The 23,507-nt window shown below is 48.3% G+C and carries 14 protein-coding genes, 1 tRNA gene and 1 riboswitch; of the genes, 13 read left to right on the forward strand and 2 right to left on the reverse strand.

Going from position 1 to position 23,507, the window contains the following annotated elements; all coding sequences use genetic code 11:
- Window positions 1-91: 91 nt before the first annotated feature.
- From MWL85_RS08855 to MWL85_RS08880, 6 genes are all read left to right on the forward strand, one after another.
- Window positions 92-2,089, forward strand: a complete 1,998-nt coding sequence (locus MWL85_RS08855; RefSeq protein ID WP_210400699.1) for a urocanate hydratase — start codon at window positions 92-94, stop codon at window positions 2,087-2,089.
- A 5-nt stretch (window positions 2,090-2,094) separates the two neighbouring features.
- The gene (gene ftcD, locus MWL85_RS08860; protein WP_018027672.1) at window positions 2,095-3,069 is read left to right on the forward strand and encodes a glutamate formimidoyltransferase; all 975 of its coding nucleotides are present in this window, start codon (window positions 2,095-2,097) and stop codon (window positions 3,067-3,069) included.
- The gene (hutI, locus tag MWL85_RS08865) at window positions 3,062-4,321 is read left to right on the forward strand and encodes an imidazolonepropionase (protein ID WP_244400445.1); all 1,260 of its coding nucleotides are present in this window, start codon (window positions 3,062-3,064) and stop codon (window positions 4,319-4,321) included. Before ftcD ends, hutI begins: the two co-directional genes overlap by 8 nt.
- A 13-nt stretch (window positions 4,322-4,334) precedes the next feature.
- Window positions 4,335-4,973: a cyclodeaminase/cyclohydrolase family protein gene (locus MWL85_RS08870; RefSeq protein WP_070708303.1), complete on the forward strand. Its 639-nt coding sequence runs from the start codon at window positions 4,335-4,337 to the stop codon at window positions 4,971-4,973.
- A gap of 5 nt (window positions 4,974-4,978) precedes the next feature.
- Entirely contained in the window at window positions 4,979-6,511 is a 1,533-nt protein-coding gene (gene hutH, locus MWL85_RS08875) for a histidine ammonia-lyase (RefSeq protein WP_070708301.1), read from the forward strand.
- Window positions 6,512-6,582: 71 nt separating this feature from the next.
- On the forward strand, window positions 6,583-7,092 hold the full coding sequence (locus tag MWL85_RS08880; protein ID WP_244400446.1) for an O-acetyl-ADP-ribose deacetylase: 510 nt from the start codon (window positions 6,583-6,585) through the stop codon (window positions 7,090-7,092).
- On the opposite strand, the gene MWL85_RS08885 is transcribed toward MWL85_RS08880, so the two are convergent.
- Window positions 7,089-8,207, reverse strand: a complete 1,119-nt coding sequence (locus tag MWL85_RS08885; RefSeq protein ID WP_244400447.1) for a polysaccharide pyruvyl transferase family protein — start codon at window positions 8,205-8,207, stop codon at window positions 7,089-7,091. The two genes, MWL85_RS08880 and MWL85_RS08885, sit on opposite strands and share 4 nt — an antisense overlap.
- Window positions 8,204-10,876 (reverse strand): calcium-translocating P-type ATPase, PMCA-type, encoded by a 2,673-nt coding sequence (locus MWL85_RS08890; RefSeq protein WP_244400448.1) that lies wholly within the window; start codon window positions 10,874-10,876, stop codon window positions 8,204-8,206. Before MWL85_RS08890 ends, MWL85_RS08885 begins: the two co-directional genes overlap by 4 nt.
- A 937-nt stretch (window positions 10,877-11,813) precedes the next feature.
- Here MWL85_RS08890 and MWL85_RS08895 point away from each other — a divergent pair.
- From MWL85_RS08895 to MWL85_RS08925, 7 genes are all read left to right on the forward strand, one after another.
- Complete coding sequence (locus MWL85_RS08895) at window positions 11,814-14,867, forward strand: SusC/RagA family TonB-linked outer membrane protein (RefSeq protein WP_021903400.1); 3,054 nt, start codon at window positions 11,814-11,816, stop codon at window positions 14,865-14,867.
- Between the two features lie 25 nt (window positions 14,868-14,892).
- Window positions 14,893-16,551 (forward strand): SusD/RagB family nutrient-binding outer membrane lipoprotein, encoded by a 1,659-nt coding sequence (locus MWL85_RS08900; protein WP_021903399.1) that lies wholly within the window; start codon window positions 14,893-14,895, stop codon window positions 16,549-16,551.
- A gap of 18 nt (window positions 16,552-16,569) precedes the next feature.
- On the forward strand, window positions 16,570-17,685 hold the full coding sequence (locus MWL85_RS08905) for a glycoside hydrolase family 18 (RefSeq protein ID WP_018027663.1): 1,116 nt from the start codon (window positions 16,570-16,572) through the stop codon (window positions 17,683-17,685).
- 25 nt (window positions 17,686-17,710) lie between these two features.
- Window positions 17,711-18,904 carry a BT_3987 domain-containing protein gene (locus tag MWL85_RS08910; protein WP_018027662.1) on the forward strand — a complete coding sequence of 398 codons (1,194 nt, stop codon included), beginning with the start codon at window positions 17,711-17,713 and terminating at the stop codon, window positions 18,902-18,904.
- 117 nt (window positions 18,905-19,021) lie between these two features.
- A tRNA-Ala gene (locus MWL85_RS08915) sits at window positions 19,022-19,095 on the forward strand.
- Between the two features lie 75 nt (window positions 19,096-19,170).
- Window positions 19,171-19,374: riboswitch (cobalamin riboswitch) on the forward strand.
- A gap of 40 nt (window positions 19,375-19,414) precedes the next feature.
- Window positions 19,415-21,814 carry an anaerobic ribonucleoside triphosphate reductase gene (locus MWL85_RS08920; RefSeq protein WP_244400449.1) on the forward strand — a complete coding sequence of 800 codons (2,400 nt, stop codon included), beginning with the start codon at window positions 19,415-19,417 and terminating at the stop codon, window positions 21,812-21,814.
- 15 nt (window positions 21,815-21,829) lie between these two features.
- A complete protein-coding gene (locus MWL85_RS08925) occupies window positions 21,830-23,506 on the forward strand; it encodes a putative transporter (protein WP_018027660.1) in 1,677 nt (558 codons plus the stop codon).
- Window position 23,507 lies beyond the last annotated feature (1 nt).

The following is a 23,507-nucleotide window of genomic DNA, read 5'->3' on the forward strand; positions in this document are numbered from 1 at the left end:
CAAACATATTGTCCCTCCACCTCAAATATATTCAGTATATTTGTGTCACTGAATTAGAGACAAATTTTTATCAAACTTACAATAACCTACTATGGTGGAAACATCTAAGAAATTTGTGCTGGACAGCACTCTACCAGTTTATCCCGAATTTATCAAGGGAGTAAGAAGAGCACCCGACCGTGGGTACAGACTAACGAAAGAGCAGACCAAGGTGGCACTGCGTAACGCACTGAGATATGTGCCTAAGGAGCTACATAAGGAGCTAGCACCTGAATTCCTAGAGGAGCTAAAGACTCGTGGTAAGATCTACGCTTACCGCTATCGCCCTGAGGGCAATATGAAGGCGAAGTCTATTGACGAGTACAAGGGCAAGTGCCTTGAGGGGAAGGCTTTCCAGGTGATGATCGACAATAACCTTTGCTTCGATATCGCCCTCTACCCCTATGAGCTAGTGACCTATGGCGAGACTGGTCAGGTCTTCCAAAACTGGCTACAATATCGTCTCACCAAGAAGTATCTCGAGGAGCTTACTGAGGAGCAGACGCTGGTGGTGGCAAGTGGTCACCCACTAGGTCTATTCAAGAGTAATCCAAGTGCCCCACGTGTGATCATCACCAACTCTATGATGATCGGGGAGTACGATAATATTGAGGATTGGGAGGTAGCTGCCCAGATGGGTGTTGCCAACTATGGTCAGATGACCGCAGGAGGTTGGATGTACATTGGGCCACAAGGCATCGTACACGGCACCTACAATACGATTCTGAATGCAGGACGCTTGAAGCTAGGCTTGGGACAGGACGACAACCTCGCTGGCAAGCTATTTGTCTCCTCCGGTCTAGGAGGTATGAGTGGAGCTCAGCCTAAGGCAGCCGATATCGCTGGTGCTACATCGATTGTGGCCGAGGTGGATGAGAGTCGTATCCATATCCGCTATGAGCAGGGATGGGTGAATCACATTGCTCACTCTCTGGAGGAGGCCTTTGAGATGGCACGCAAGGGTATTGAAAGCAAAAAACCTACCTCTATCGCCTACCTAGGCAACGTGGTAGACCTTCTGGAGTATGCTTATGCGCATGATATTCATATTGACCTACTCTCCGACCAGACCAGTTGCCACGCCGCTTACGAGGGTGGTTATTGCCCTGTAAGTCTTACCTACGAGCAGCGTACCGAGATGCTCTTCAAGGATCGCGAAGGCTTTAAGAAGGAGGTAGATAAGGGGCTACGTCGCCACTTTGAGATCATCAAGAAGCTGGTGGCTAAGGGCACCTATTTCTTTGACTACGGCAATGCCTTTATGAAGGCCTGCTTTGATGCTGGCGTGAAGGAGATTTCTCGCAATGGCTATGACGATAAGGATGGCTTTATCTGGCCTAGCTATGTAGAGGATATTATGGGTCCTGAGCTATTCGACTATGGTTATGGCCCATTCAGATGGGTTTGCCTCAGCGGAAAGCATGAGGATCTACTGAAGACCGATAAGGCGGCAATGGATTGCATCGATCCTGACCGTCGTGCGCAGGATAGGGACAACTGGATTTGGATCCGCGATGCCGAGAAGAATCAATTGGTGGTAGGGACACAAGCTCGTATCCTTTACCAAGATGCCCTTGGCCGTATGAATATTGCCCTGAAGTTCAATGAGATGGTACGCAATGGCGAGGTAGGTCCTATCATGCTAGGTCGTGACCACCACGATGTGAGCGGCACCGACTCTCCATTCCGTGAGACTTCTAATATCCGCGATGGTAGCAACGTGATGGCCGATATGGCGGTACACTGCTTCGCTGGTAACTGTGCGAGAGGATTTAGCCTAGTAGCACTGCACAATGGTGGTGGTGTGGGCATCGGCAAGTCCATCAATGGTGGATTCGGTATGGTCTGCGACGGCTCTAAGCGGGCCGATGAGATCATTCGCTCCGCTATGCTTTGGGACGTAATGGGCGGTGTAGCTCGTAGGTCATGGGCACGCAATGAAAATGCAATGAGCACCGTGAAGAGCTTCAATGAGACACACGCCGATGGATATCACATCACGGAGCCATTCTTGGTAGACGACGAAATTATTAACAACTTAATCAAATAAATGCAATGAAAAAGATCATGGAATGCGTTCCTAACTTTAGCGAGGGACGCAACAAAGAGGTAATGGAAGCCATCTTGGCTCCACTTCGCAACAAGGAGAATGTAGTACTACTAGACTACAGCAATGACGAGGACCATAACCGTATGGTAGTCACCCTAGTGGGTGAACCACAACCTCTTAAGGAGGCGGTACTCGAGGCGGTACGTGTAGCAGTTTCTAAGATAGATTTGACCAAGCATCAAGGCCAGCACCCACGTATGGGAGCGGTAGATGTGATTCCTTTTATTCCTATCAAGGATGTCACTAAGGAGGAGGCTATTGAGCTTTCGAATGAGGTGGGTCGCATCATCGGTGAGGAGATCGGTGTGCCCGTATTCCTTTATGAGGACTCTGCCACTTCGCCAGACCGCAAGAACCTTGCTAAGATCCGCAAGGGTGAGTTTGAGGGAATGGCCGAGAAGATCAAGCTACCTGAGTGGAAGCCCGACTATGGCAAGGCTGAGCGCCACGCAACTGCAGGTACTGTAGCAGTGGGTGCACGTATGCCTCTTGTAGCCTACAATGTCAATCTTGACCACCCAGATGTAGAGGTGGCTACTGCCATCGCTAAGCGTGTTCGCTTTATCGGCGGTGGTCTTCGCTTCGTGAAGGGTATGGGAGTAGACCTCACTGAGCGCCATCAATCTCAGGTATCTATGAACCTCACTGACTACACCAAGACCGCCATCTATCGTGCTCACGAGATGGTACGCATGGAGGCTCAGAGGTATGGTGCTAAGATTGTAGGGGCAGAGATCATCGGACTCGTTCCTAAGGAGGCTCTAGAGCAGTCACTGGCTTACTACCTGAAGAAGGAGGAGATCGCCGAGGGTGAGTACACGCTTGAGCAGCTAGCAGAAGAGATGACTAAGTATCTACAGCTAGAGGGATTCTCAGTAGAGCAGATCCTCGAGTACAAGCTCAAGAAAGCCAATGCATAATAAGGAGAAAGGTAGTCTCTACCTATATAATATAGGGCAATTGGTTACCATGGCTGGAGGCCCCCGCAAAGGGGCTTCCGCTATGGGTGACCTTGCCATGATCGAGGGGCCAGCAGTGCTGGTGATTGAGGATGGAATTGTCACCTACGTTGGCAAGCAAAGCGACGCCCCTTGCCCTAAGGAGCAAGGGATGGAGTTTGTGGATGCCCAAGGACAATGTGTCCTCCCTGGGTTTATTGACTCCCACACGCACCTAATCTTTGGCGGCTATCGGGAAGATGAATTCCAATGGCGACTAGCTGGCGAGAGCTACATGAGCATCATGGAGCGCGGCGGTGGCATCGCCTCAACGACCAAGGCAACTCGTGCGGCTAGCTTTGAGGAGCTTTCGGAGCATGCCAAGAAGCACCTCGATGCTATGCTACGTATGGGCGTGACCACTGCCGAGGCGAAGAGTGGCTATGGTATGGACCGAGACACGGAGATCCGTCAGCTAGAGGTGATTCGCCACCTTGACGAGACTCATCCCATCTCGCTCTACCCCACCTATATGGGGGCTCACGATACACCAATAGAGTACAAGGGACGTCCGCACGACTACATTGACTTTATCATCCGTGAGATGCTGCCTCTAGTGAAGGAGAAGAACCTTGCTGAGTGTGTTGATATCTTTACAGAGAAAAATGTCTTTGAGCACGAGGATACACGCCGTCTGCTCAATGCCGCCAAGGAATTGGGCTTCAAGGTAAAGATGCACGCCGATGAGATTGTGCCGATTGGTGGAGCTGAGCTCGCTGCTGAACTGGGCTGTCTTTCTGCCGACCACCTACTCAAGATTTCGGACGAAGGTATCAAGGCACTGGCTGCGAGCGAAACGGTAGCCACTTGCTTGCCTCTCACCGCTTTCTCACTGATGGACGACTATGCACCAGCTCGCAAGATGATCGATGAGGGGTGCTGCGTGGCAGTCGCTTCGGATCTTAATCCTGGCAGTTGCTTCTCAGCTTCTATTCCTCTACTGATTGCTCTTTCAACGATCTACATGAAGATGACGGTGGAGGAGACGATCGCCGCGCTCACCATTAACGCAGCCAAGGCAATCAATCAGCACGACAAGGTGGGTAGCCTAGAGGTAGGCAAAGCTGGCGATGCGGTAATCCTCAAGTACCCATCATACAAGTTCCTAAGCTATCACTTTGGAATGAACCTAGTAGACACCACGATTAAGAGTGGAAAGCTATACAAATACTAAAACTAATCACGATATGGAGAAGAAACTACTACAAAATCATACACTTGCAGAGTTTTGCAACGTTACAGCTGGAAGTGATCCAGTACCAGGTGGTGGTAGCGTATCAGCACTCGCTGGTACTATCGCCGCTTCGCTCACCGAAATGGTGGCGAACCTTACCATCGGTCGCAAGAAATACGTCGAGGTAGAGGAGGAGATGAAGGCAGTTGTGGAGAAAGCTAGAGAGGTGCATAAGGAACTTATCGAGGCGATTGATAGGGATAGCGACGCTTATGACCTAGTCTCTCAAGCTTTCAAGATGCCTAAGGAGACGGACGAGGAGAAGGCAGCACGAAGTGCCAAGATTCAAGAGGCTACTAAGGTAGCGGCGTTGGTGCCTATGGAGGTAGCCAAGACTACTTATGAGCTGATTCCTCTCATTGAGAAGGTGGTGATGAAGGGCAATCAAAACGCCATCACCGATGGCTGTATTGCTATGATGAACTGCCGTCTTGGCGTGCTAGGAGCACTGCTGAACGTACGTATCAATCTAGGGAGTCTTAAGGACCAAGCCTTTGTAAAGGAGCTTGCCGATGATTGTGAGCGTCTAGAGAAAGATATCACGGATATTGAGCATCGTATCCTCCAACACACTTATCAAGCCATTAAGTAAGCATTATGAGAGTTGTCACACATCAACCATATACACTTGATGAGCCCATCTCCTACGTTGTAGGTAGTGGCAAGCTCACCATTGACGAGCTAGAGAAGATCATTTTTAGCAAAAAGGTCACCTATACCCTAGCACCCGAAGCGATTGCACGCATACAGAAGTGTCGTGACTACCTAGATAATAAGGTAGCGAAGTCGGAGAAGCCTCTCTATGGCATCACCACTGGGTTTGGGTCGCTCTGCAATATCAGCGTCTCTCAAGAGGAGCTGACCACACTGCAAGAGAACCTTGTAAAGAGCCACTCTTGTAGCTACGGCGACGAAGTACCTGAGCCTGTAGTCAAGCTGATGCTACTCCTCAAGGCACACGCCCTTTCACTCGGGCATAGTGGTGTACAGGTAGCCACCGTACAGCGACTTGTGGATATGCTCAATGAAGAGATCTATCCTATTGTCTACGACAAGGGCTCGCTAGGAGCTTCTGGTGACCTAGCACCTTTGGCCAAGCTATTCCTGCCACTGATTGGCGAGGGAGAGGTGTACTACAAAGGTAAGAAGATGACCTCTAAGGAGGCCTTTAAGAAGGCTAAGCTAGAGACCATTACCCTACAGAGTAAAGAGGGCTTGGCTCTGCTCAACGGCACTCAGTTTATGAGCTCTCACGGAGTGTACGCTCTGATATTGGCTCGTCGTGCTGAGCGGATGGCACTAAAGGTAGCAGCCCTTTCCCTTGAGGCATTTGACGGACTAGAGGCGCCCTTTACCCCACAGATCCAAAAGGTTCGCCCACATGCTGGTCAGGCGGTAGTAGCCAAGACCATCAGAGACCTCCTCAAGGGTAGCAAGCTACAGAAGGTAAGCAAGCCACAGGTACAAGACCCTTACTCTTTCCGTTGTATCCCTCAGGTACACGGTGCTAGCTATGATGCTTGGCAGTATGCTTGCAAGGTGATAGAGACCGAGATCAATTCAGTGACCGACAATCCTACGATCTTCCCCGACGACGACCTTATCGTCTCTGGTGGTAACTTCCACGGACAGCCTATCGCACTGGTATTCGACTACTTGGCTCTTTCTATTGCTGAAGTGGGCAATATCTCAGAGCGTCGTACCGCTCAGCTAATCCTCGGGCTACGTCAACTGCCAGAGTTCCTTGTGGCTAAGCCAGGTCTCAACTCCGGCTTTATGATTCCACAGTATGCTGCAGCAGCGATGGTAAGCCAAAATAAGATGTACTGCTTCAATGCCTCCTCCGATAGCATCGTAAGTAGCAACGGGCAGGAGGATCACGTATCTATGGGAGCCAATGCAGCCATCAAGCTACTTCCTCTTCTCGATAATCTTTATGCCATCCTTGGCGTAGAGCTGATGAACGGAGCACAAGCCTTAGCACTTCGTAAGGGCGAGGAGAAGACCTCCAAGCCACTGCAGGAGCTGTACAAGGAGTTCCGTAAGGTGGTGCCAATGGTTCAAGATGATGTAGTAATGTACAAGCAGATGCAGGATGCTGCTGACTTTGTATATGGCTATCATCTATAGTATTTTATGAGGTAAACAATATGGGCTAGCGAAGTTATCCGACTTCACTAGCCCATTCATTTTATAGAGATATGAACGAGAGAATAAAAGTAGTCGTGGGCGACCTCACCTCGCTTCAGGTAGATGCCATCGTCAATGCCGCCAATGAAACTCTGCTCGGTGGTGGAGGGGTAGATGGCGCCATTCACAGAGCGGCAGGCAATGGGCTACTAGAGGAGTGTCGCACGCTTGGCGGTTGTTCTACTGGTGCCAGCAAGATCACCGATGCCTACCTCCTTCCTTGCAAGAAGGTGATCCATACAGTCGGCCCCATCTGGAGAGGCGGGACGCAGAATGAAGACCAGCTCCTCGCCTCCTGCTATCGCACCGCACTAGAGCTAGCAGAAGAGTACCAACTCAAAACCATCGCCTTTCCTTGCATCAGCACCGGCGTCTATAGATTTCCTAGGGAGCGAGCCGCTAAGATTGCCCTCGAAGTGATTAAAGAATACCTCGCCACCAACCACTACTCCGGTACAGTAACCCTCTGCTGCTTTCTAGAGGAAGATGCCCAGATCTATCAAAAGCTATTAGCCGATTAAGCTAAAGAGTCTCGCAAAAACTTCAATGAGTGCTCTTTGAAGGCTCCTAGCTTTTGCTGGTCTACGGACGGGGTAGCCAACTGATAACTATTGAGCTCTTCTTCCTCCACAAAGGCATCGGCAGAGACAAACTGCTTGAGTGTGGCAAAGCGAGCAAGGCCACGCTCCCTATTCTCCACCACCACAAACGGCTTGCCAAAGATGGTCGAGAAGACCGCTCCATGAAAAGAGTCGGTCACCACGAACTCCGCATTGAGGATATTCTCCAACCAAGTCTCCACCGGCTTCAGTTGGTAGTCCGATACCTCCTTCCACCTGTCATAGACCGTCATCTTAGGCATCATCTCAAAAGCAGTAGTGCCTACCTCGCGAGCCACCTCCTCGGCAAACCTCCGCTTCTCAGGAGTGGCATCGAGGAGATAGGCAAAGACCTTCCCGTGAGCTTGCTCCCTGAGGCTCAGCCTCTTCACATACTCCTCCCGAGAGAGTAGCAATGTAGGATCCAGCACCAGCGTTGCCTCATGCTCTAGATGCTCTTGGCAGAAATGGACCCCACACTCCTCACGCACCGAGACTGCATCAAAGTATCGAAGTAGCTCTCGTGCCATTTGGGTCTCTTCCTCACTGAACTCCCACTCATCCGTCCCAAAAGACGATGCATAGGCCACCCTCTTGATAGACGATTCTTTCGGCAAAAACTCCAAGAAGTAATCAGGCAAATAAGGGGAATACTTTGGGCGCCACGTCTGGTCACTCCCCACAATAATGGCACCCAGTTCTCTTGACACTACCTCCTCCCTCAATTCCTGCTGAGAAAGAATAAGTGGAGTAGTCTCAATATAGTTCTCAACAAAGGCATCTGTATAGCGAGTCATTGTCGCCTCTCTACGTTTTGTGACAGGCTTACTAGGTGACTGAGGATCACGAAGAACATAGCGTAGGTAAAAGTAAGAAAGATACTTTCGCAAAGTACTACGATCATCCACCCAATCAATTCGTCGTAGCGTCACCGGCCGATGCCCCTCCTGCCGTAGCACCTCTTGGAGAGCATAATTCTGTACAATACCACCATAATTCAAGCCCAACGGCTGAGTAAGAATACCTACTTTCATCATCCTTGTTTTCTAACGACCCTAACTAATTCCCCTATGAGTAGCACCGGCGAGGTGAGCACAAAGGTGAGCAACCAATCCTTCCACGTGAGAGGAGTGACACTAAACATCTCTCCTCCAAAGTTCACTATAAACAGCTGCCCTACCAATATCACAAGAGCAATCAACACAAAGCCCCTTGCCCCCTTAAAGTGAAATGCCGAGCGACCACTCTTAAAGGCACGGGCATTGAACATATTCCAAAACTGTAGCCACACAAATAGCGTAAAGAAAAGACTCTGCTCATACCTCGTAATAGTCGGCAAACCATCCACCATCGAAAGTGAGAAAAGGTCCGTCATACTCCTAATATTATACGTATGAAAGAGGTAATAGAGCACTAGTAGTATCACAAAGAAGAGTCCTCCGACCATTAATATTCCACGCCCCATCGCCTTATCAATAATAAAAGAGCTGCGATCCCTCGGCTTCTCATGCATCACCCGAGCAGAGGGTGGCAACGAAGCAAGTGCCATCGCCGCAAAGGTATCCATAATCAGATTGACCCACAGCATCTGCGTCACCGTCAAGGGAGTATCAGTGCCTAGAAAAGCTCCAGCCAACACAATCAAACAGGCCGCCACATTGACCGTCATTTGGAAAAGGATAAAGCGCTGAATATTCTGATAGAGCGAGCGTCCCCACATCACCGCCCTACCGATGCTAGCAAAGGAATTATCCACAATGGTAATATCACTCGCCTCCTTAGCGATAGAAGTCCCATCACCCATAGAGAGTCCCACGTGTGCCGACTTAAGTGCTGGGGCATCATTCGTGCCATCACCCGTCACCGCCACCACCTGATTCCGCCGCTGCAGAGCCTCCACCAATCGCTGCTTATCCAGAGGTCTCGCCCGAGAGATCACCTTAATCTTCCCGATACGCTCCTCCAGCTCCTCATCACTCATCTCAGCCACCTCAGGACCCGTCACAACCTGCTGCTCCCCATCTCCATTTTGCCAAAGACCTATCTGTCGTGCCACCTCCCGAGCGGTTGCCACCGTGTCCCCCGTCACTATCTTCACATCAATTCCTGCCGCCAGACACTCCCTAATGGCCGGTGGCACATCCACCCGCACAGGATCCGAAATAGCCACAATTCCTAGGAAGGAGAGCTCCTTAGCCACCAACTTTCCTTCAGATATCCCCTCCTCAATACGCTCTAGCTTCTGATAAGCAAAACCCAGTGTACGCATCGCTTGCGACTGGTACTTCACCAGCCCCGCCTCAATTGATTGGCGGTCAATAGCCCCCTCCACCTGGCTAGAGAGTCCCAAAACCATCTCCGGTGCCCCCTTCACATAGAGGATAAAAGAACCCTCAGGCGACTGCACAATCGTAGCCATATACTTCCTCTCCGTAGAAAAGGGGATTTGTGCCACCACTTTAGCCTCCGAGACCATCTCGTCGATAGCCACCCCTTCACGATCCAGCCACAAGAGCAAAGCCCCCTCCGTAGGATTGCCAAATACCCTAGTGCTACCATCCGAAGCCTTGTCCAGCGTAGCCGTACTATTGAGCACCAACCCCTCTTGTACCAATCGACTCCCAGCTCCTTCCGCACCATAAAACTGTGCTTCCGCCACCGTCATCAGGTTCTCTGTAAGCGTCCCAGTCTTATCGGTACAGATCACAGTCGTCGCCCCCATCGTCTCACAAGCGTGCATCTTACGTACCAGATTATTGGTCTGCAGCATCTTCTGCATACTATAGGCAAGGCTCAGCGTCACCGCCATTGGTAGCCCCTCAGGTACCGAAACCACCACCACCGTCACAGCAATCATAATGGTCTGCAAAAGGTAGGTAACAAATTCCGACCACTCAAAAGGCTCCATACCACTACCCCAAAGATAGACCGACATCCGCCCCACCAACACCAAGAGAGCAATGCCATAGCCCAGCTTACTAATCATACTCCCAAGCCGATCCAGCTGCTCATTGAGCGGAGTCCGCACAGAGTCATCAATCTGGGCAGCGTGAAATACTTTGCCATTTTCAGTCGCATCACCCACAGCAAAGACCCTACAGACGCCATGTCCCTCCACCACACGCGTACCACGCAATAGATGATTCGTTGGAAAAGTCGCCTCACTATCCGAGGCCGTAGGAGCGGCCGACTTAGAGGCAATTGGTTCCCCCGTCAGCATCGATTCATCCACCGACAGGCTCACCGACTCCAGTAGCTCCCCATCGGCCGGCACCTCATCGCCACTCTCCACCACCACAATATCCCCCACTACCACATTCTGTTTGGGCACCTCCATAGTATGTCCATTACGTATCACCCGCACCGGCTCATCGTCATTGACCTTATTAAGGATTGTAAACTCCTTATCAGCCTTTTGCTCAAAGTAAAAGGCCAAGCCAGTCGCCAGCAATACCGCAAATAAAATGCCCATCGGCTCCAAAAAAGCCTCACTACCACGCCCGTGATAGTAGACCTCGTACACCGACACCCCAATTGAGAGCAATGCCGCCACCAATAATATAATGATGGTAGGATCTTGAAACTTATCTAGAAACTTCCGCCATACCGATACCCGAGCTACCGGAGTCAGCAGATTGGCACCATACTTTACCCTACTCTCTGCCACCTCACTATCGCTCAATCCCTCCCAATGCTTTATATCCATCACTTGCTAATCTATAATCCTAAACGACAAAGGTACACAATTATTAGAGACTATTGCGTGGTATAAATCTGTATCATCAGGGTTACGCATTAGAGTTGCAACTAAACTTTTCGCCCGACCACCACGTCCGACTTGTCTGACTCGTCCGACTTGTCTGACTCGTCCGACTTGTCTGACCCGTCTGACCTGTCCGATTAGGCACCCCCGCCTTGCGACCCTCGCCGAGGGGTCCGACAAATCCTTACGACAGTCCCCATCCTTTACGCAAAACACTCAAAATAGGTTAAAAATAAGATCCAACTAGCAGTTTCATAGAGCTCGGTGACTATAATACCATAACCCCACTACAAACCAACGAGTTATAGAAAATCAAGAAATCCATTGCAACTAAGCCATCACCGAGTTGCAACTAAGCGATCGATGAGTTGCAACTAAGCAAATGCCGAGATGCAACTAAGCAAACGGCGAGTTGCATCTCATTTTGCCCTTAGATAGAGCCCTGAAAACCAATGTATTACAAACCCCCTTTGTTTTCCTCTCAACCGGGCTAATAATTCACATTATTTTACAAACATTGGCCTTCCCCATCCGACTTACCTGAGCCTTCCGACTAGTCCGATGAGGCACCCCTAATAATCGGAACCATTCCCCAAAACGCACTGAATTAGCACCTCCATTAAGCAAATATAATCATTAGGCTTTCATCATTATAAAATATTTTGCCAATTCAAAATAGATTGGTATGTTTGTAGGCAGTTGATTATCACTTAGAAGAAAGATTCCCCACGGATAGTTACAGTAGAAGCAAGGGGAAAAGCGACGCTCAATACCGCATAATGAGAAAACCACACTCTAGAGCTACATTGAGCAATACGGTAGAGGAATAGTAAAGGATTAAGAATAATACAATAGTTCCATTTTTTTGAAAAAGCAAGGTATGAATTTAAGTCAAGCAAAATGGCTCAGAAGTCTACTCTGTACACTCTTTCTGAGTCTTCTGGCACCTATGGCTCTTGCGCAGACCATTACCGTGAAGGGAGTGGTCACAGATGCGACACACAATGAGCCCGTCATAGGGGCAACTGTAATGCTGGTAGAGGATGCCTCCAAAGGTATGCTCACCAACCTAGATGGCCAATTTACACTCACGGCTGTCCCCGCTAACGGACACATCAGGGTCTCCTACATTGGATATAAGACCATAGAGGTGCCCATCAATGGACAGAGCTCCATCCAAATCGTGATTGAAGAGGATACAGAGCTCCTCGACGAAGTAGTCGTAACGGCACTCGGTATCAAGCGCTCCGAGAAAGCCCTCTCCTACAACGTCCAAAAGCTCGATAATGAGCAGCTCACCACCGTCAAAGACGCCAACTTTATCAACTCCCTCAGCGGAAAAGTAGCCGGCGTCAATATACAGAAGAGTGCTTCTGGTGTAGGTGGTGGTGTACGTGTTGTGATGCGTGGTAATAAGTCTATCGCTGGAGATAATAATGTACTCTACGTGATCGATGGTATTCCAGTAGGCAATAAGGCAGATCGTGGCGGTGATGGATCAGGATTTGCTAGTACTGCGTCAAGTGAGGGTATTGGCAGTCTCAACCCCGAGGATATTGAGTCTATCTCCGTCCTGACTGGTCCTTCAGCAGCGGCCCTATATGGAGCCGCAGCAGCGAATGGCGTTATTTTGATCAACACCAAGAAAGGGGAAGAAGGGTCACTAAAGGTCAACTTCTCAACCTCCTTCGAAGGCTCACAAGCCTATATTCTTCCACGCTTCCAGAATAGATATGGAAACAACGAAGGATCCTATCTTTCATGGGGTGCAAAGCTAGACACACCAAGCAACTATGAGCCTAGAGACTTTTTTGAGACAGGGCTTATGTTTAATAACGCATTAAGTCTTTCTGTAGGTTCCAAGGTCAATCAAACTTATGTATCGGTAGCTGCTATCAACTCTAAAGGCATCATCCCCAATAATAAGTATCACCGATACAATGCGATGGTGCGTAATACGTCCAGCCTATTTGAAGACAAACTTCACCTAGACTTCTCTGCTAGCTATAGCCGCGAGTATTATAATAATATGATCGCTTATGGTACCTACTTCAATCCTATTGTGGGTGCTTACCTATATCCTAGAGGTGAGGACTTCAACCGCGAAAAGGAATTTGAGCGTTTTAACCCTGAGACAGGTATCTACGAGCAGTCATGGTCAGTAGGTGACTTCGGTATGAACACCCAAAACCCATACTGGGAGGCATATAGGACACTCCGTCCTGTAGCTAGCGACAGATACACATTCTACGGTCAGGTGGGGTACGACTTTACGGATTGGCTTAATCTATCAGGTCGTGTACGTCTAGATAACACCTACACTGAGAGCGAAGATAAAAGGTATGCAAGCACTATTAGTACCCATGCTAAGCCAAATGGTAGATATAGCTACAAGCAATCTACCTTCAGGCAAAAGTATATGGACTTGATGCTTAATATCAATAAGAGCTTCCTAGATGACTTCAACATTATGGTGAATGCAGGATCATCTTTTGAGGAGTACGACACCAAGTCAAGAGGCTACGGTGGCGACCTACTCTCCTTCCCTAATAAGTTCACCTATACAAATGTCAATCCTACCACTGCTGTACCATCGGAGGATGGTGGTAATGATAGGACTAGAAACGTAGCCGTATTCGGCTCGGCCGAATTAGGTTGGAAGTCTATTGCTTACCTTACACTTACCGGTCGTGGGGATCAAAACTCAAGACTTATTGGCACCAATGACTCATGGATATTCTATCCATCAGTGGGTCTTTCATTGGTGTTCACAGAGCTATTCTCTGAGAATACAAAAGCTAAGATGAATCCTATCTTGAGCTTTGGTAAGATTCGTGGATCATACACTGAGGTAGGTTCACCTATTCCATTTGCTGGACTTACCCCAGGCTCTGTTACCCGCGACATCAAGGGAGGTGCAGCAGCACCATACGAGTATTATCCACTGCCCGACCTTCGTGCTGAGCGCACACGCTCATACGAGCTCGGTCTGGATACTCGCTGGGCAGGTGGTCTGATTAACTTAGGCGTTACTCTTTACCACTCCAATACCTACAATCAGCTCTTGAAGAAGAAGTTGCCTGGAGGTGCTGGCTACAACTATATGTTTGTGCAGGCAGGTAATGTACAGAATAGAGGTATTGAGCTAACGCTTTCTCTACAAAAGGAGTTCAAGAATGGCTTCGGCTTCAACTCTGTAATTACTGCTACACACAATAAGAATAGAATCGTTGAGCTCGCCAACGTAGTTAAGAATCCTATCACAGGATCTCCACTAGACTTCTCATTTATTGACCAAGGACGCTTTAGACTAGTCAAAGATGGCGAAATCGGTATGATGTATGCCACCAAGCAACTCAAGCGAGATAAGGATGGCTATATGAACTACACCAAGGGGCAAGCTCCTGTCGCAGAAGATGTGGAGCCTTACCAACTAGGTAGCGTCAACCCTGATTGGAATTTGGGGTATGCCCAAGGGTTCAACTACAAGGGGATTGGTCTTAACTTCCTATTCAATGCACGCATTGGAGGCGTAGTGATTTCAAAGACACAAGCTATGCTAGATAAGTATGGTGTATCCGAGGAGTCTGCTCTCGCACGAGACAATGGAGGCATCAAGATGGCCGACTTTACGATGGATCCCAAGGACTACTATACAGCAGTGTCTGAGCTAGACTCATACTATGTCTACTCAGCGACAAATGTAAGGCTCCAAGAGCTTAGGCTTTCGTATAGCCTCCCAAGCAAGTGGTTGGGCAATACGCTACGTAGCGCATCATTTGCAGTCTATGGGACCAACCTGCTGATGATATACAACAAGGCTCCATTTGATCCAGAACTTACTGCTGGCACTGGTACATTTGGTCAAGGCTATGACAACTTCCTTATGCCAAGTCAAAGAGGATTTGGGTTAAGCATCAACCTCGGTTTTTGACAAAAGAGAATAGCAGAAATCAGATATGAATAAAAGATACAATGCAATAGCAATTCTGGTGACTTCCTTACTACTTATAGGAGGTGTTTCCAGCTGTATGCCTTCAGATTTGAACACCAATATCTATGGCGTTACAGAAGAGGAGAATAATGCAGGTGGTCGCTCAGTGGGTAGCCCTGTGATGACCATTATGCAGAAGATAATACCTATCGGCACTCCAGATCAAACTACTGGACCAGGTAATGACCTGCAAGCTACAGACTTGATCTCATCAGGCAACTACATAGGGTATTTTGGGAATAACAACAACTGGAACTTCTCTATAGAGTCCAATTGGGCTTACCCAGACAACCGAATGGAGTATATCCTTTCCTGCCTGTATACCAAAGCATATCAAGCATGGAATGATGTGTATCAGACCATTGGAAAGAGTGAAAAGCCAACTGATCAGCAGATGTTTGCCGTGGCTCAAGTACTCAAAGTAATTGCCTGGACTCGTGCAACGGATGCCTTCGGACCTATCGTATATACTCAAGCAGGAGACGCTGATATTGAGCCAAAGCCAGATAGCCAGGAAGTAGTATATAAGAGTATGTTGGGCGACCTTGAAAATGCCGCAAAAATTCTAAATGCAACACCCAACAAGGTAATGGAGAAGTTTGACCTCGTATACAATGGCGATGCTACAAAGTGGACGAAGCTGGCTAACTCACTCATGCTAAGATTGGCTGTTCGCACTCATTTCGTAGCTCCAGAGCTTGCTAGAGAATACATAGCGAAAGCCCTTGACCCTGCAAATGGTGGCGTTATTGAGGCTGTTGCTGATGAGGCTGTTCTAAAGTCATCAAGTAAGATTACCCTACTTAACCCTATGCTCGCCTCCATAGATTATGGTGAGACTAGAATGGGTGGTACTATTTGGTCTTACCTCGATGGCTACAACGACCCTCGTATCGGCAAATATTTCAAGAAGGGTACATTTAGGGGAATGGAAGGTTACTACTCAATACTCAACACCAATGATATGCCAAAGAGAGATAGTGAATCTGGTGACACTAGTCCTTTCTTTGCTTCTCAACCCAATGTGGAGGCCAGCACTGGCATTTACTGGCTAAGAGCCTCCGAGGTAGCTTTCTTGAAGGCTGAAGCAGCACTCTATGGTTTTTACGAGGGCTCTCCTAAAGAGTATTACGAGAAAGGGGTGAAGCTCTCTTTTGAGGAGAATGGCTTGTCTGGAGCTGATGAGTATCTCACTCGCACAGTAAAGCCAACAGACATCTCTGCTATGACCAATAATTGGTATGTGAACTATATCTATAATAGTAGAATATCAAATAATAATGTATGCCCATCTTGGGACTACATGTCTACAGAAAAGGACGAGCAAGAGGAGCAACTTCAAAAGATCATTACTCAAAAGTATCTAGCCATGTACCCAAATGCCATTGAGGCATGGACCGAGTATAGGCGCACTGGGTATCCTTATATCCATAGACCAGTAGATAGAAGTGCTCCAGCACGCATTGAAGGTCCAGGGCTTCTTGCTCCTGAGCGATTTAAGTTTGCTTCAACCGAGTATTCAACGAATAAGAATATGGCGATTGTACCTGAGCTACTAGGTGGCCCAGATATTGGCTCTACGAGATTGTGGTGGGTACGTAAGGACAGACCTACACAGAATTAACCGAATAAAGCAGATAAAATGATGAATAGAAAGAATCAAATATTCCTAGTCACTTTGCTAGGTCTCATTCTCTCCTTTGTAGGCTGTCAAAACGGATTGACTCCCGAGAGAATTCCTTTCGAAAACCAAGAAGGGCTTAAGCGTCACCTACCAAAGATAGAAGTGACCAGTGAGGATCAATTGACTCCGACAGAGAAAGCATACTATGCTGCCATCCGTGAGTACAAGAAAACCCCTCACGTCAAGGGCTTTGGATGGTTTGGCAACTGGACAGGTAAAGGAGACAACCCACAGAACTACCTAAAGTTTATCCCTGATAGTGTAGACTTCGTATCTCTATGGGGATGTAGGGGTAATCTAACACCTGAGCAGCAGACCGACCTTAAGTTTTTCCAAAACGTGATGGGCTCTAAGGCACTGCTATGCTGGATCGTACAGAACCTTGGAGACCAGATGACCCCTCCAGGATTAGACCCATACGATTACTGGGTAGACCAAAAAGGTGGTGGAGACTTTAAGAAGGGTGTAGAGGCCTATGCCCTTGCGATCTGCGATACTATTATTAAGTATGATCTCGATGGTTTTGACATCGATTACGAGCCAGGTTATGGACACTCTGGATCACTCGCTAATTGGCTAGAGATTGGACCTGATGAGGGTCAAAACAATAATATGTATGTCTTCATCAAGACTATGTACGATAAGCTCAACCCCCTTGGCAAGATGATTGTGATGGATGGTCAGCCAGATAAGCTGAGCACTGAGACCTCAAAGATGATCGACCATTATATCTACCAGGCATATTGGGAAAGACATACCAGCTATGTTCAGCGTAAGATAAGCAAGCCTCATCTAACTGATTGGGAACGCAAAACAATCATTACAGTAGAGTTTGAGCAAACTTGGCGAAATGGAGGTGTCACTGGCTACATATCAAGTGCTCACCCTGAGTTCAACGGCAAGCCAGGAGCTCAGATCTTTGACTATGCAACACTAGACCTTCCTAGTGGCCTACGCATCGGCGGTATTGGTACCTATCACATGGAGTATGATTATCCAAATGATCCTCCATATAAGTGGTTGCGTACAGCCCTCTACATGGGTAATGTGAAATACCCAGGAAACTATCAGTAATAATGGACTCTATAGACATTGTAAGATGAATAATATTGCAAAATCAATAATTGTATCGGCATTAACGCTTGCGTCATTTGCCTTGACGTCCTGCCAAGATGAATTATACAATAAACCAAAGCAAGCTCCTGGTGAGCTAACTCGTCAAAGTGTATATATCAAGGGTGGTTCTACTATCCAATCATTCTTTGTAGAGAAAGAGGATGTAGTAGTTAATGACATTAAGGTCGCTTTGACTCACTTACCTTCCGAAGAGGTAAAGGTAGGAGTGGAAGCTGGAAATGCTACCCAATTGGAGGCCTATAACAAAGCTCATGGGACTACCTATGTAATGTTGCCTGCAGAGATGTATAGCATAGATAAAGAGATAGCTTTCGAAAGTGGCGAATCCATCAAATCTTTGGGCTTGAAAATTAAAGACCTCGTCTTTAATCCTGCGTACACTTATGCTCTTCCTATAAAGTTGACAAACTCAAATAAGTGCATTATTGATGCCGAGAGCGAGGTTCTTCTTGTCCTAGAGCAGAGAATCAGCACAAAGGCTCTTAGAATAGTTGGCTCTGGCTCGGAGGATGGATCTATGTTCCCCAACGACTTTAAGGTAGACACTTGGACACTTGAAGTGATGGTGAATAGAGCTTCATATAATGAAAATAACCGCTCAATCTGTGGTACCAAGCTGGTAACAGGCTCTAGTATGAACGACGAGATCTACATTCGCTTTGGTGACGTAACTATTAAGCCTAATCAGCTACAGATAAAGACTGGAAATTCACAGATTGATATTCCTGAGGAAGCTTTGGCAGCAGAGCCAAATACCTGGTATATGCTCGGCTTTAAGTACGATGGTAAGGCTAATTCAGTATATGTCAATGGTGTGAAAGTCATAGAGCGCGAGATCCGTACTGGAGCTTATGGACTCACTGGTTTCTGGATTGGCGGTAGCAATGAGCTGATTCGTGAGGTACGCTTCTGGAAGTCGGCACGTACCGACAAGGAGATCCTCGACAACACCTGGAAGCTAGTAGATGCCAATGATGATAACCTACTTCTATACTACCCTCTCAATGGTAAAAAGAGAAATGTAGAAACAGGTGAAATCACAGAGGACGAGTCTATGCTATGGGATTGGAGTAAGAGCCAAAAGCACCTAAGCATGCCTAGTGGTGCAAAGTTCGTAAATAACGGTAGCGAACCTTTTATCTTCCCTATTCCATAAATACTTAACTGAACAGTAATAGATAAGCCGAAGGATGAGCTCATTCTTCGGCTTATCTGCTTTTTCAGGACATAAATTGTTATCATCATTAATTATTGTTATCTTTGTAGGGAGTATGGGGAATTAGCTCATCTGGCTAGAGCGCTACAATGGCATTGTAGAGGTGACCGGTTCGAGTCCGGTATTCTCCACTTTCTTTATATCCTCGGCGTTACTGCCGAGGATTTTTGTTTCTGAATATAATGCTATCAGGTCTATAAAAATAGGTATCTTTGTAGTGCATTTGTGGAGGTGATAGAGTTCACCTCTTGGGAAACTGGTGTGAGTCCAGTACAGTACCCGCTGCTGTAAGTCTTGATGGGCTGAGAAGCCTTGACAGCACCCCGATCGTTTGCCACTGCCCATGTGGGCGGGAAGGTACGGAGGTGTATGAGATAAGTCAGAAGACCGACAGATGCATTTTACCGTATTATAAAACCTATTTAATCAACTTTCGGGAGTTAAAGTAATATGAATAATCCAGTTCTTTACATCATTAAGAGGGATGGCGTGCAGGAGCCATTTACCCCCTCTAAGATTGAAAACGCTATTCTCAAGGCCTACGTAGCGAGTGGCAACGGAGATAATTATGGTGAGGTACAGCAGGTAACTTGCCAGGTATTGTCGCACATAGAGCAGACTACCATTTCGGTAGAGGAGGTACAAGACATTGTGGAGGGCGAGCTGATGAAGGTGCGCCCCGATGTGGCGAAGCGCTACATTATCTATAGGGAGTGGCGCAATACGCAGCGGCACAAACGCACCGACCTCAAGAAGTCTTTTGATGGGATTGTACGGATCGATGAAAATGATATCAATCTGAGCAATGCCAATATGAGTAGCCACACTCCAGCTGGTCAGATGATGACCTTCGCGAGTGAGGTCTCCAAGGACTATGCCTACCGCTATCTACTCTCCCCCGAATTTGCCGAAGCACACAGGCGTGGGGATATCCACATACACGACCTCGACTACTACCCCACCAAGACCACCACTTGTGTACAGTACGATCTGAAGGATCTCTACGAACGGGGTTTCCACACAAAGAATGGGAGTATCCGTACTCCTCAGAGCATCCAGAGCTACGCCACTCTTGCAACGATCATTTTCCAAACCAATCAAAATGAGCAGCACGGAGGGCAGGCAATCCCCGCCTTTGACTACTTTATGGCACCTGGGGTATACAAGTCGTTTGTGAAGCACTTGGCAGAGCTGATTCCCTTTATGGTAAAGGCTAGAAGTGGTGAGGGGAACCTTGAGAGGAAGGCACTGCGAACGATGATTACCGACGCTGTAGGCAACATCATGCCGAGTGCGGGGGAGATTCGCGGGCTATATGATGAGCTCTCCAAGGTGACTAACGATGCTATCGCCTACGAAGATCTGGAGATGATGGTGGCGGAGGCTCGCGAACTAACCAGGCGAGATACGCACCAGGCGATGGAGGGATTTATCCACAATCTCAATACGATGCACTCCAGAGGCGGCAACCAGGTGGTCTTTAGCTCGATTAACTACGGCACCGATACCAGTGCCGAGGGGCAGATGGTGATCGAGGAGTTGATGGAAGCGACGATGGAGGGACTAGGAGCTGGAGGTGAGGTGCCAGTTTTCCCCATTCAGATATTTAAGGTGAAGGAGGGGGTCTCTTATTCGGAGCGTGACTATGAATTGGCAATTACCGACTTTGATGCTGCGATGAGGGGCGAGCTAGAGTTTGAAGCACCCAACTTCTATCTATTCCTAAAAGCGTGCAAGACCACAGCAAGGGCACTCTTCCCCAACTTCCTATTCCTCGACACCCCCTTCAATCAAAATAAACTTTGGCGTGCCGATGATCCTAATCGTTATCTGTATGAGATTGCAACGATGGGTTGTCGCACCCGTGTCTTTGAGAATATCAATGGGATACAAAGTTCAGTGGGCAGGGGCAATCTCTCCTTTACCACTATCAACCTACCAAGGCTGGCGATTGAGGCTCGTCGTGCTGCGGAGCGCGAGTGCGGTTCGGTTGCCGACTCTGGCCGGATCTTGAGCGTATCTATCCAAAAGCTAAAGGAGTCGCTACGAGAGATGGCACTACTAGTTGGCGAACAGTTGCATGAGCGATATCTCTACCAACGGAGTGCACTGGCACGTCAGTTCCCATTCATGATGGGCAACGATGTATGGAAGGGAGGCGGTGCTTTGAAACCCAATGACAAGGTAGGCTCGGTATTGGATAGCGGTACGCTGGGAATTGGATTTATCGGCGGTCACAATGCGATGTATGCACTTTATGGTATGGGACACGGCGAGAGCTCTGCTGCGTGGGAGACTTTGCGGGAGTGCCTAGTGGTACTGAATGAGGTGGCAGGCGAGATGAAGGCGAAGTATCACCTCAATTACTCGGTACTCGCCACTCCTGCCGAGGGGCTTTCGGGTCGCTTTACTAAGCTCGACGTGAAGCGGTACGGCAAGATACCTGGGGTCAATGATCGAGAGTACTATATCAATTCATTTCATATCGATGTAAAGGAGGAGGTACGCATCGCGGATAAGATCAGGCTAGAGGCTCCATTCCACGCACTCACGCTTGGTGGGCATATTACCTATATAGAGCTGGATGGTGAAGCGAAGAAAAACATTCGTGCGATCGTAAAGATCGTGAAGCTGATGAAGGACAATCAGATTGGCTACGGCTCTATCAACCACCCAATTGACACCTGTAGGAGTTGCCACTATAAGGGAGTGATCTACGACCGTTGCCCAATCTGCGGAAGCGAGGATATCCAACGCATGAGGCGGATCACGGGCTATCTCACTGGTGACCTCGCCTCGTGGAACTCTGCCAAGCGTGCCGAGGAGCGGGACCGTGTAAAGCATCATTAACTAAGCTAATTAAAGATGATGGATGTACTGAAGCAACTACTCCTAGGTGGGGATATCGCTTCTTCGATGTTTGTACTCGCTTTAGTGGTGACAGTGGGCACTGCACTAAGCAAGGTAAAGGTACGAGGGTTTTCACTCGGGGTCACCTGGGTACTCTTTGTGGGGATATTGATGGGCCACTTAGGCCTATCAATGGATCCTCACGTGCTCTCCTTTGTGAAAGAGAGTGGGATGATCCTTTTTATCTTTGGTATTGGTATGATCGTAGGGCCAGGATTCTTTGCCACCTTCAAGCAAGGAGGCGTATCTCTGAATCTACTCTCTATCGCATCAGTCTTTTTCTCACTAGTCGTCACCTACCTCATCTACCGTTTTTCAAGCGAACAGATAGCCACATTGATGGGTATCCTAGGGGGTGCGGTGACCAACACCCCTTCGCTTGCATCGGCACAGGAGACAGCACGAATGCTCTCGGGAAGTACCCCACAAGATATCGGCATAGGTTATGCCCTTGGTTATCCAGTTGCCATTGTTGGGATGGTGGTCACCCTTTCAATCATCAAGTGGATCTTTAAGATAGATGTGGCACGTGAGGAGAAGGAATTGGAGGAGAGGGAGCAGGCGAAGAAACGAGAAGCCCTAGTCTACTCTCTAGAGGTGACCAATCCTGCCCTCTTCGGGATGGATATCTACCACGTAAAGATGCTACTAGAGAAGTACGAGGTAGTCATCTCGCGTATCTTGCACGAAGGCACTGGCGAGGTGGAGATGGCTAGCTCCAATTCAAAAATCTATGAGGGCGATAAGCTCTTGGTTATCTCGGAGCAAGACGAGGTGGAGACCATCGCTGCCTTCGTAGGTCGTCGGCTCGAGATGAGCGATGCCACTTGGTTTAAACTCGATAATACCTTGGTATCGCACCGTGTGCTAGTGACGCACCCCAATATCACTGGCAAGAGCATTGAGCAACTCAAGTTTAGGACACTCTACAATGTCAATGTCTCACGCCTTTATCGTGCTGGCGTCCACTTAATCGCTAAGCCCGACCTTCGTCTACAAGTAGGTGATACGGTGGTGATTGTAGGACAAGAGGAGGACGTAAAACATGTGGAGAAGATACTTGGCAACTCAGCTACCAACCTAAGGCGACCCAATCTGCTGGTACTCTTCTTGGCACTACTGCTAGGTGTCCTCGTTGGGAGCTTGGAGATACAGCTCTCCGGAATGAGTATGCCGGTGAAGCTCGGCTTTTCAGGCGGCACACTGATTGTAGCCATATTACTGAGCAACTTCGGAACAAAGTTTAGGCTCAACACTCACAATACCGAGAGTGCCAATATGATGATACGGGAGATAGGGATTACCCTCTTCCTAGCCTGCGTAGGACTGAGTGTCGGGGGTAGCTTTGTGGAAAAGCTCATGAGTGGTGGCTTTGTCTGGATGGGCTACGCAGCACTGATGATGTTGATTCCGCTTTGGATCACCCTCGTGATTGGACGCCTTTGGCTCAAACTAGATTACTTCACCCTCTTAGGGTATGTGGCTGGAAATATGACCTTTGCCCCAGCCCTATCGCTTACCCCAGATGCCACTAAAAACAATATCCCCTCGGTGGTCTATGCTACCGTCTATCCAGTCACCCTCTTCCTACGAGTGATGGCGGCACAGTGGATGATCTTACTACTAACCTAGG

The organism is Porphyromonas somerae (genome assembly GCF_022845615.1).
GTDB classification, from domain to species: Bacteria; Bacteroidota; Bacteroidia; order Bacteroidales; family Porphyromonadaceae; genus Porphyromonas_A; species Porphyromonas_A somerae.